Below are 9,987 nucleotides of genomic sequence, written 5' to 3'. Positions count from 1 at the left end.
AAAGGACTAACTCCGCTTGAATATCGGCAATTAGTCCTTAGTTAGCAGCTAATATAAAGTGTCCTAATTTTAGGGTTCACATCATAACACAATGCCTTTTTTACATGCTTTTTCTTATTCTATACATTATAAATAAACTACAAACTATTTATAAAATATAAAAAATGTTCACAAGATGAACGACTTTAGTATTTAATTTACACAGTATCATTCGTTTTTTAAATTAAGCGAAGAACTGCTAATGAAATCATACCAACTATCACAATGATTAAGAGAGATTTACTAATAATTGCGGAAATAAATGTTGGCAGTGAAGCCAAAGCATATTGCATGTTAAGTTGAGGCAAATGACCTGGTTTTACTATTAATAAGTTACTAAACCAAAGAGCAGCCATTATTACTATAGGAACAAAAGACAAAAATTCAACTAATTTTGGCGGCAAGGTGAATTTTTTCAACAAGACAAATGGTATCACTCTAGATAACAAGGTAGTGATTCCACAGAAAATGATTGTTGTTAAAATGTATTCAGAAGAAGACATGCTTTATTACCATTCCTAAACTACAACCAATTAAGGTTACAACTATTACCACTAAATTGGCAGGTAAAATAATTGTCAGTAAATATGTCAGCGCAAAAGAAATCAATATCACAATTATTTGGAGTACTTTATTTAGTTTTTTGTCCCCAATTACCTGCAAATAAAGCAAACCAATAAACATTGCTACAATAGCAAAGTCAAGCCCTAATTTTTTAGGATCAGTGATAAAACTGCCCAACACTGCTCCCAAAAGTGTTCCAACTTGCCAAGTTATGTAAGAAACTATATTTACCGTATTAAACCAAGTAAAATTTAACTTGTCATTTGTATAATTAATTTTGTTCATACCTAGAGCAAAACTTTCATCGGTGAGAAAAGTTCCTATCAAAATATTTCTTTTTAAATTTTCTTGTTTCAAATAACCCGCTACAGTCGTGCTCATAAGAATTACTCGAGAGTTGACCAAGAAAGCGGCTAAAACAATTGAAGCTATTGGGCTTCCCGCAACCAGCATATTCAGAGTGGTTAATTGAACGGATCCGGCATAAATCAGAATAGACATCAAGCAAACTTCCAAAGTAGAAAAACCACTGGTTTTGCCAATAATTCCAAAAGCCGTACTTATGCCAATATAGCCGAAAATTGTTGGAATTGATTCTTTAATTGCAGATTTTTTGGTTAAGTAAGTATCCATTCTTTCACCCTCTTTTGTGAAAAATCATGAAATGATGTGGTTAGTCCTACCATGAGTAATGTAGTTAAATTATCTAAATTATCTCGTAGCTTAACATTTGTTTTTAATTTTTACAACATTATATTTTAAATAGAAACAAATTTTATGTTGCGTGCAAAATATATAAGCTATAAAATAATTGTATAAAGTCATTAAAATATAAATATTATGTTATTGGTATAATATTTGTACACAAATTTTATTTAGAAAAGGAATATCATGGATTTTAGCACATATGATAAAGATAGATTGACTAATCAGATAGATTGGTACGATAAAAAAAGCCAAATCAACAACTTTATTCATCATTAACTGCTATCAGATTACGCATTAAAACACATATTCAACTATGAAATGCACCTAAAAATTCAATAATTTTTATCTTAAATCTCTGATGAGCGTTTACTAGATAAATTAATTTTGTTTTTTTTTAAAGTTTGCTGTTAATCCCTTCTAATCAGGACATTTGCCTTTGGAACCTAAGAAAACAAGTATTTCGAAATATTTTTAAGAATCTAAAACGTTAGCTTGACAAGGAATAAAGTTCTATAAGTTTATAAAAATTTTGAGTCTGAGGGCTAAATTTATAAGTCGAATCAATACGGATAAATTTATAAAAAGACGTTTGAATCAGGCTTTATTATTATAAAATTATAAATTGCTGGCGTTTTATTTCAGTGATAAAATTTAACGGAAGGTGAGAATAAAATGAAATTAAAGAAAACATTGGTAATATTAGTCTCTATATTAATATTAGTAACAACTGGACTGGTCTTTTCTTCAAATGTAGAGGCCAAATATGTAGGGCATAATGCTACTCCCACAGAACTAAGAGGTACTTGGTACGAATATAAAGGGCATAACAAATGGAATCATATAAAGATTACTAAACATGCATTTATACAAAATGGTCAAGTCCTTTGTAGCTTGAATAAAAAAGGATATAAAAAATTACATGTCACACGTTATAAGCAAAATGGCAGACCCTATTATGTCTTGAATAAGTTTAACTATCATTATCAAGAAGTTGGTTCTTTTTGGTTATCCAAAAGAAAAATTTATGGCAAACGTGTAATGAAATCATATTACAATATGGGATATTTCTCTGTCTATACAAGAAACAAAATAAAGCATGATTATTCTTATCAAACTAAAGGTAATTATAAGAAACAATTGGGCAAATAGTCAGTTGCCATCGGACAGTCTTCTGACAACTTTACAACTATTTTATTTCATATAAAATAGTTCTTTGTCAGATCGTGTTGATAAGGAGTAAATTAAAGAGAATCAAGCTGCTAATAAACTGTTTGATTCTTTTTCTTTTACTTTGTTTTTTGCCAATCTGATCTTGCTTAAAACAAACTTCAGTGTATTTTATCCCAATCATATTTGGTATTCAGATGCGATAGAGTTCAATATCAAGGGACAGAAGACTTACTGGACGCCTATTCTTGACGGTTGTATCTATACCATTTCGTTGCTTAATTCTTAAACTTGCTATGGACATGTTAAGGCAGGCTTCGCTCAGGTATCCAGCACTGGATGGCTTAACTTGTCATACTTAAACGGAAAATGTTTTATGGATTTGAAAAGAAGTTTTAAAAATCTGAATGAACTGGAAGACGCAATCAGAGACTACATTGAGTATTACAATAAGAAAAGAATCAGGATCAAACTAAAAGGACTAACTCAAATTGAATATTGGAAGGTAGTCCTCAGTTAGCAGCTTATATAAAGTGTCCTAATTTTAGGGTTCACATCACCATTGTATAAATTGCTTTTTATTCAAGCTAATTATCTAAAACTTCATAGAATCGAACTTTATAAGCAAATCTGCTTTCAATATTAAAAAAGCAAGTAAAAGAAATTACTTTTACTGGCTTATCTTTGTATCAGTGTCCTCACGGTCAAATATATTCATACTTAGCTCTGCATTTAAAAGACTCTGACTTTATGTAAATATTTGTATTGCAATCCAGTTCCAATAAGTGCAACAAATATACCTAACAGGTTTGCCGCTAACCAATTGATTGAATTGCCCGTGAACAGACACACTGCAACCCATGGTGCAATGGCTATCAAATAGCCGCGCGCAGCCGTCATTAATAAAGTACCCCACTTAAAGCCTTTACTTATATTATTTGTAACAACTTTATTGTGTAAAAACCTTTGAAATAGAACTGTACCCAATACTATTAAAATAGTAATTAAAACAAATTGCCAAGCTTCAAATTTAACTAAGATGAATTCTTTATAAGAAAAATGATTTGCCAAAAGGGCAAAACCACACGCAATATCAAAGAAAAAGCCTTGGTTGACATAACCCTTTTTGCAACTTTTAATACTAAAATCAAAAGCTTTTTTGCAGGTCTCGCTTGGTGATTCCTTTTGCCTGTCAATGACTTGATGATTAGTCAGGTAATGATATTGACAAGTTGTTCCAATCAAAGCAATAATTAAGCCAACCAGCAAAGAAATGGAGAAGTTAAATTTTCCCTGAGTATGCATACTAAGAGCTAGTAATGGTGCGTTTCCTATTACAAAACATCTCACACCAGTTGAAATCAAACTAGTATTTACGAAAAACGAAGTCATTTTTTGGGAATTAACCTTGCGTCGCAAGAAGTTTTGATAACGGATTACGCTAATGATTGCAACAATAGCCAACAATACAAACAGCCAGTCAAACCAAATATCAGAAAATAAAAGTGTAAAAAGATAAAGGGTGCCATAAATAACGAGATCACCAAGATGGTTAGTAGAATTATCAGCTAAAGCAAAGTTATGTTCATGGTGAGCAATATCACGTATAGCTTCACCTACAGTCTCTTGCTTAGAAGTGTGATTATTATTCATTTTTACCTCCTAAATTGCGCCCTAACTTGATAATGATAATTTTAAGTTGGTTTTAATTAAAGTCAAGTTTTTTTAAAAGTAATTACCTTGCTAAAACTAATTTTAGTAAAGTTCAAATTCTGAATTTCCTTTAAATTACAAATCTTAAGTTTTGCTCAAGAGTAGATTTTAATTTCTACGCTTTGTCTCGTTACTGTTAAAATACAATCGAATACAAATTATAGGTAGGGATTCGATTTGAATATTAACTTTTGGGTAGCAACATTGTCTGCTCTAATACTAATACTACTTATCTTTAATGTCAGAAATTCACGACGTTTCAATTTATTTGATCACTGGCTTCATCATAAATTAATCAGAAGACGCGATGGAATCGGCTGGCAGATTATTGCATTTATAAACGATCCCAAACTTTTAGTTGTTTTGGATGTATTTCTGGCAAGTTTTTTAATCAGTAATAATGAAAGTTTACTAGCTTTTTGGGCATTATTCACTTTGGGCTTTACTGATCTGATTGGTATCTTTTTAAAAAAATGGATGCGCAGAAAACGTCCAATCCTACATTCAGATTTAGAAGAAGGCTATAGTTTTCCAAGTGGTCATGTCCTAGGAAGTACTGTTATGGCTTTAATCATCTGGCGACTTTTTGCTGGACAATTAGGTAATAGACTTTTATGGATTTTAGTTGCAATTTGGCTAATGGTTGTCATTTCTCGTATCAGTCTTAAAGCCCACTTTCCATCAGATATTATCGGGGCTACTTCTCTAGCTGTCTTTTGCTTTAGTATATCTCAACAATTACTTTTAATGGTTATTTAAAAACAACCCCAAACTTTTGGTTTAGGGTTGTTTTTTCGCTTATCGATAATTTTTTAACAATTATAGGAAACTAAGCACTTTTCCTAACGCAAACACGATCACACATAATACCAATGTATACCATGCACAATGCGGCAAAGCTTTCTTAAGAATAACTCCTTCTTTACCCTCAAGACCTGTTGCTCCTGTAGCAATTGCGATGTTCTGTGGTGAAAGCATCTTACCAGCGGTAGCACCAACCATGTTAGCAGCTGCCAGCCAGTATGGACTTACTTTCAGCGCGTGGGCAGCTTGTACTTGCAGCTCACCAAAGAGGACGTTGGCTGAAGTATCACTACCAGTGATAAAGATTCCTAATACACCGATGATTGGTGAAATTACTGGGTAAAATGCGCCAGTCAAAGTTACGAGACTAACCGCGATGACATCAATCATCCCGCTGTAGCCCATTACTTTGGACAATCCCACAATAGAACAAACCGTGATAATTGTTTTAACCAATTGCTTGATCGTACTGGTCAAAACGGAAAACATTTCCTTAAATGACAAACCTTGAATAGCACCACCAATGATACTTGACAATAAAATTAAAGTACCCGGTGATGACAGCCAGTCAATGTCAACCGGCTTGGCATTTGCACCATTGTAAAAGTGGAAACTGGTTTTAACGCTTGCCAATGCATTATGGATTGCTGGGAACATTGATGAAGTAAAAATGATAAAGCAAAATACCAAAATGAATGGTACCCAAGCCTTGATTTTTTCAGCAGTGGAAATAGGAGCTTTATCGTCTTTTTCATCACTAGCAGACTCAGTTTCATCTATACTGCTGTATTTCTTAATAATAATTACTAAACATAGAAGGCAAACTATTGAACCTACAATTGATGGTAGTTCAGGTCCTAAATATTTAGTAATGAAAATCTCCGGAACTGCAAATGTTAAGCCAGCTACCAAGGTGCAAACCAAAACACCTTTTCCTTTAAATGACTTAAGTCCCTTACCTTCTGTCATCATAACCAAAACGAATGGAACTAGCATCATTAAAATAAATAATTGTATAGCAATTAAATAACCTAATTCAGTTACCCCCAGCCCAGTTACTTTAGCCAGAGTTGTTACTGGCAGACCAACAGCACCAAAAGCAGTAGGAGCAGTGTTTGCAACTAAACAGACCACGGCAGCTTTAATTGGACTCATTCCCAGCATGATTAAGATACTTGCAGGGATAGCTACCGCTGTACCGAAACCAGCAATGGCTTCCAAAAATCCGCCTAATCCCCATGCTAAGATCAATACTAAGAATCTCATGTCCTTAGTAATTGAAGTTAACATAGACATTATTGTATCCATTCCTCCTGATTTTCTACTGATATTGTAGATAAACAGAGCAGAAATAATAACATAGATTATTGGCCATAAAGCCATAATTATGCCATCAATTCCGGCAGTGATACTGTTTGAAAACGAAAATTTGAAACCGACAATACTGAGAATTATTGATAAAGCAAAGCCGATTAAGCACGACAAATCTCCTCGAATGTGAAAAACACCCAAGGAAAGTATCAGCCAAACGATAGGAATGATCGCAAGGACTGTTTTAAGTATATCCATTTTTATTCCTCCGATGAAATCAACTCAACAAATGCCAAATTGATTCCTCTCACTTTCTAACATAGAACTTGATAAAACTTATTAGACAACACTATATGGGTTTGTGATGTAAGCGCTATCTAATTTCATTATAGCACTATGTTAAGCGCTTTTGAAGATGAATTTAACTTCACAAACTTTTATAATAAAGCGCTTTCAACAATGTACAAAAAATAGCCCTAGCTATATTAAACTAGGGTTAAATCAACTTTTTTAATTTTCTGTTATATAGAGAACAAGTGTAAAAATATAATATTTAATTTACGATTAAATTACAAATCGTCAAAACCAACCATTAAACTGCCTTCCTCGGCATAAAACGTGCAAAGTCCCCTCATTGAGCGAATCTTGATCTCTGCTTCTGGATAAAGTGCTAAAATTTTTGCTTTTAAACTTTCAGCATCTTTTTTATTTTTACAGTGATCTATAATTAAATTTCCTCCTTTGTATTTCATTTCACTCATCAATTTGAGTACTTCTTTAAAAGCACGCTTTATTCCACGTACTTTTGCTAAAGGCTCTAGTTTACCCTCATCACTGGCAGTACCTACTACATCAATATTTAAAACCTTAGCCACTTTTGCCACGGCCATATTAATTCGTCCATTAAGTGCTAAATTATGTAGCGACTTTAATATAACTAATAAATGAGTGTGTGTCTTATAATCTGAAATTTTTTGTTCTAAATCTACAAAACGGGTTTTGCTATTAACCAATTCTCGAATTTTTTCTAAAATGATCGAAATTTCAGGACCAGCTGTCCTGGAGTCAATCACAATTACATGGCTATCTGGATGGTCTTTTTCATATATTTGTTTAGCTTGAAAAGCAGATGAAAAACTGCCACTAAGACCACTAGTAATTGTCATCATTATTGCAAATTTAGTTCCTTTTAATGCTTCTAGCCAATCATTAATGCTGGGACAGGAAGTTTTTCCTTCCTCCGTATTTTTCTCCATACTGCTGATGAACTCATCGATATTAAGATTTTCGTCATCAACAAAATCTTGTCCTGCAATTGTCATTGTTAACGGCACTACTGTCAGATTTTCATTTGCCCTGTCATTTGAGCCAGAATCTATTATCAACTTTACTTTATCCATATTTGTGTATCCTTATATAAATAAACTATATATTCAAAAAAATATATAGCTAAATAATAAATCAAATACCAAAAAAAAGCGATAAAATTTTTTTTAATATTTTTTAACATTAGAAATCGGTTACAAATGTTTACATAATCACAAACTTAGGCTAAAATTTGTGATGTAGATATGGAGCGTGTGCTCCACTAATGTATGTACTTATAAAAATTAGTACAGCATTTATTATTTAGGAGGTTTTTAGATGTTAAAATCAGTCATTGAAAATGTTCATGCACTGGAAATCTATGATTCACGTGGTAATCCAACTGTTGAGGCTTTTGTAACCTTATCAAACGGTGTTGTTGGTAAAGCTGAAGTTCCATCAGGTGCTTCAACTGGTGAAAATGAAGCAGTTGAATTACGTGATGGTGGCAGTCGTGTAGGCGGTAAAGGTGTTTCCAAAGCCGTTGAAAACGTAAATACTAAAATTGCTAAAGCGTTGAAGGGTTTAGATCCACATGATCAAGCAAACATTGACCGTGTAATGATCGAATTAGATGGCACCCCTAACAAGGCTGAGCTTGGTGCTAATGCTATTTTAGGCGTATCAATGGCTACTGCAGCTGCTGCAGCAAAAGACAGTCACCAACCTTTATACAGATACCTTGGCGGAACTGACCTTGAAATGCCACAAACTTTCCATAACGTTATTAACGGTGGTGAGCACGCTGACAATGGTATCGACGTGCAAGAATTCATGATCACTCCAGTTAAGAAGACTTCTTTCCGTGATGGTTTTGAAAAGATTGTTAATACTTACCATACTTTAAAGAAAGTCCTTGAAGATATGGGTTATGAAACCGGACTCGGTGACGAAGGTGGTTTCGCACCTAACATGAAGAACTCTGAAGAAGCTTTACAAGCTTTACACGACGCTATCGTTAAGGCTGGATACAAGCCAGGTGAAGACATTGCTATTGCTTGTGACTGTGCTGCTTCATACTTCTACAACAAAGAAGACGGCAAGTACCACTTCGAAGGTAAAGTATTTAACGATGAAGAATTAGCTCAATACTACGACAAGTTACTTGACGAGTTCCCAGAATTAATTTCAATTGAAGACCCATACGATGAAAATGATGTTGATGGCATGATTAAATTTACTCAAAGCCACAAAGACAGAATTCAAATTGTTTTGGATGACTTCATTTGTACTAACCCTAAGCTTTTGACTAAAGCTATTAAGGAAGGTGCCGGTAACGCTTCATTGATTAAGTTAAACCAAATTGGTACTGTTACTGAAACTTTGGAAACTATCCGTCTTTCACGTAAGAACGGGTACAACACCATGATTTCTCACCGTTCAGGTGAAACTGGTGACACATTCATCGCTGACTTCGCAGTTGCAGTTAACGGTGGTCAGCTTAAGACTGGTGCACCTGCTCGTTCTGAACGTGTTGAAAAATACAACCGTTTGCTCGAAATTGAAGAAGATCTTGGTGAAGGCGAGCGTCTAGCTACTTTCCCAGACAGTGTTGACAAAGATTAGTTTTTAAACTCAAAAAGCCTGCAATAATGCAGGCTTTTTTTGTGCTATTTTTATGGCTAGTCGTCTTTTTGACTAATTGCTTTTAAGTAAGTACTTTCGGAGATATAGTCAATTTTTCTCACGTACTGTCCCTTGTGGTCGATCTTAATATATTGTCTACTTGGATCAAAACCACCTACTCTTTCAATTTTATATGGTAATTTCTTACCAATATCAGGATTATAGGCCTGAACGTTTAGATAATTTTGCGTATTTTTTGGCACCTGCGCATAACTAATTACTTCTGGAATAGCAGGATCAACTCTATCAATCCAAGAATTATGATCTAATGGAATTTGGTTAGTTATAATCAGAAAAAAGACATAAACTGGAACCAAAAATTTTTCGAACATGGTATCTCCTTTTATCTAACTTTTAGGAATGAACTTTCTTTTGAAATTCCTTTTTGGAAACATATTTAATTTCTTTCACATACTGGCCTTTATGGACAATCTTAATATATTGCCTGCTTGGATCATAGCCTCCTACTTTTTTTATTTTGTACGGGAGCTTTCTGCCGGTTTTAGAATCATAAGCTTGAACATTAAAATATTTTTGCGTATTTTTTGGTACCTGCGCATAACTATATGTTTTAGGAATCGCAACGTTGAAATAATCTATAATCTCATTGTGAACAAAGAAGGGTAAGAAAAATAGAGCCGTGAGTGTTAATAGTGAAGTCACAATAAATTTTTTAACTGACATAAATTC

General features: G+C 33.6%; 10 protein-coding genes and 1 pseudogene. 4 read left to right on the top strand and 7 right to left on the bottom strand.

The features are described 5' to 3' along the window. Window positions 1–218 precede the first annotated feature (218 nt). Together LDM90_RS08810 and LDM90_RS08805 are read right to left on the bottom strand one after the other, a co-directional pair. Window positions 219–542: an AzlD domain-containing protein gene (locus tag LDM90_RS08810; protein WP_223897321.1), complete on the bottom strand. Its 324-nt coding sequence runs from the start codon at window positions 540–542 to the stop codon at window positions 219–221. Beyond that, window positions 529–1,236, bottom strand: coding sequence for an AzlC family ABC transporter permease (locus LDM90_RS08805; RefSeq protein WP_223897323.1), 708 nt, complete (start codon window positions 1,234–1,236; stop codon window positions 529–531). The genes LDM90_RS08810 and LDM90_RS08805 overlap by 14 nt, the downstream gene beginning before the upstream one ends. Before the next feature lie 747 nt (window positions 1,237–1,983). On the opposite strand from LDM90_RS08805, the gene LDM90_RS08800 reads away from it, so the two are divergent. Further along, window positions 1,984–2,460: a hypothetical protein gene (locus LDM90_RS08800; RefSeq protein ID WP_223897325.1), complete on the top strand. Its 477-nt coding sequence runs from the start codon at window positions 1,984–1,986 to the stop codon at window positions 2,458–2,460. 372 nt (window positions 2,461–2,832) lie between these two features. Then, a pseudogene (locus LDM90_RS08795) lies at window positions 2,833–2,998 on the top strand (IS3 family transposase); the annotation flags it as partial. A gap of 212 nt (window positions 2,999–3,210) precedes the next feature. Here the strand turns inward: LDM90_RS08795 and LDM90_RS08790 are convergent. After that, window positions 3,211–4,131, bottom strand: coding sequence for a hypothetical protein (locus tag LDM90_RS08790; RefSeq protein ID WP_223897327.1), 921 nt, complete (start codon window positions 4,129–4,131; stop codon window positions 3,211–3,213). A 243-nt stretch (window positions 4,132–4,374) separates the two neighbouring features. Here LDM90_RS08790 and LDM90_RS08785 point away from each other — a divergent pair, with 243 nt between their 5' ends. Then, window positions 4,375–4,950, top strand: coding sequence for a phosphatase PAP2 family protein (locus LDM90_RS08785; RefSeq protein WP_370520768.1), 576 nt, complete (start codon window positions 4,375–4,377; stop codon window positions 4,948–4,950). Window positions 4,951–5,010: 60 nt separating this feature from the next. On the opposite strand, the gene LDM90_RS08780 is transcribed toward LDM90_RS08785, so the two are convergent. Further along, window positions 5,011–6,564: an L-lactate permease gene (locus tag LDM90_RS08780; protein WP_223897329.1), complete on the bottom strand. Its 1,554-nt coding sequence runs from the start codon at window positions 6,562–6,564 to the stop codon at window positions 5,011–5,013. 311 nt (window positions 6,565–6,875) lie between these two features. Then, on the bottom strand, window positions 6,876–7,706 hold the full coding sequence (locus LDM90_RS08775) for a DegV family protein (protein ID WP_198211965.1): 831 nt from the start codon (window positions 7,704–7,706) through the stop codon (window positions 6,876–6,878). Window positions 7,707–7,950: 244 nt separating this feature from the next. On the opposite strand from LDM90_RS08775, the gene eno reads away from it, so the two are divergent. Next, a complete protein-coding gene (gene eno / locus LDM90_RS08770) occupies window positions 7,951–9,237 on the top strand; it encodes a phosphopyruvate hydratase (protein WP_045928191.1) in 1,287 nt (428 codons plus the stop codon). A 56-nt stretch (window positions 9,238–9,293) separates the two neighbouring features. On the opposite strand, the gene LDM90_RS08765 is transcribed toward eno, so the two are convergent. Both LDM90_RS08765 and LDM90_RS08760 read right to left on the bottom strand, forming a co-directional pair. Beyond that, window positions 9,294–9,629: a YxeA family protein gene (locus LDM90_RS08765; RefSeq protein ID WP_223897336.1), complete on the bottom strand. Its 336-nt coding sequence runs from the start codon at window positions 9,627–9,629 to the stop codon at window positions 9,294–9,296. A 22-nt stretch (window positions 9,630–9,651) separates the two neighbouring features. Next, on the bottom strand, window positions 9,652–9,981 hold the full coding sequence (locus LDM90_RS08760) for a YxeA family protein (protein WP_223897337.1): 330 nt from the start codon (window positions 9,979–9,981) through the stop codon (window positions 9,652–9,654). Window positions 9,982–9,987: the final 6 nt, after the last annotated feature.

The sequence above is a fragment of the Lactobacillus huangpiensis genome (assembly GCF_019972815.1).
Lineage (GTDB): Bacteria > Bacillota > Bacilli > Lactobacillales > Lactobacillaceae > Lactobacillus > Lactobacillus huangpiensis.
Note: the sequence above shows the minus strand (reverse complement) of the source record. Positions and strands in the feature narration are given on the sequence as shown.

Excerpts from the sequence above, each read along its gene's own strand:
- LDM90_RS08765 (WP_223897336.1), bottom strand. The coding sequence starts at position 9,629 with ATGTTCGAAAAATTTTTGGTTCCAGTTTATGTCTTTTTTCTGATTATA.
- LDM90_RS08805 (WP_223897323.1), bottom strand. The coding sequence starts at position 1,236 with ATGGATACTTACTTAACCAAAAAATCTGCAATTAAAGAATCAATTCCA.
- LDM90_RS08810 (WP_223897321.1), bottom strand. The coding sequence starts at position 542 with ATGTCTTCTTCTGAATACATTTTAACAACAATCATTTTCTGTGGAATC.
- LDM90_RS08790 (WP_223897327.1), bottom strand. The coding sequence starts at position 4,131 with ATGAATAATAATCACACTTCTAAGCAAGAGACTGTAGGTGAAGCTATA.
- eno (WP_045928191.1), top strand. The coding sequence starts at position 7,951 with ATGTTAAAATCAGTCATTGAAAATGTTCATGCACTGGAAATCTATGAT.
- LDM90_RS08780 (WP_223897329.1), bottom strand. The coding sequence starts at position 6,564 with ATGGATATACTTAAAACAGTCCTTGCGATCATTCCTATCGTTTGGCTG.
- LDM90_RS08775 (WP_198211965.1), bottom strand. The coding sequence starts at position 7,706 with ATGGATAAAGTAAAGTTGATAATAGATTCTGGCTCAAATGACAGGGCA.
- LDM90_RS08800 (WP_223897325.1), top strand. The coding sequence starts at position 1,984 with ATGAAATTAAAGAAAACATTGGTAATATTAGTCTCTATATTAATATTA.
- LDM90_RS08760 (WP_223897337.1), bottom strand. The coding sequence starts at position 9,981 with ATGTCAGTTAAAAAATTTATTGTGACTTCACTATTAACACTCACGGCT.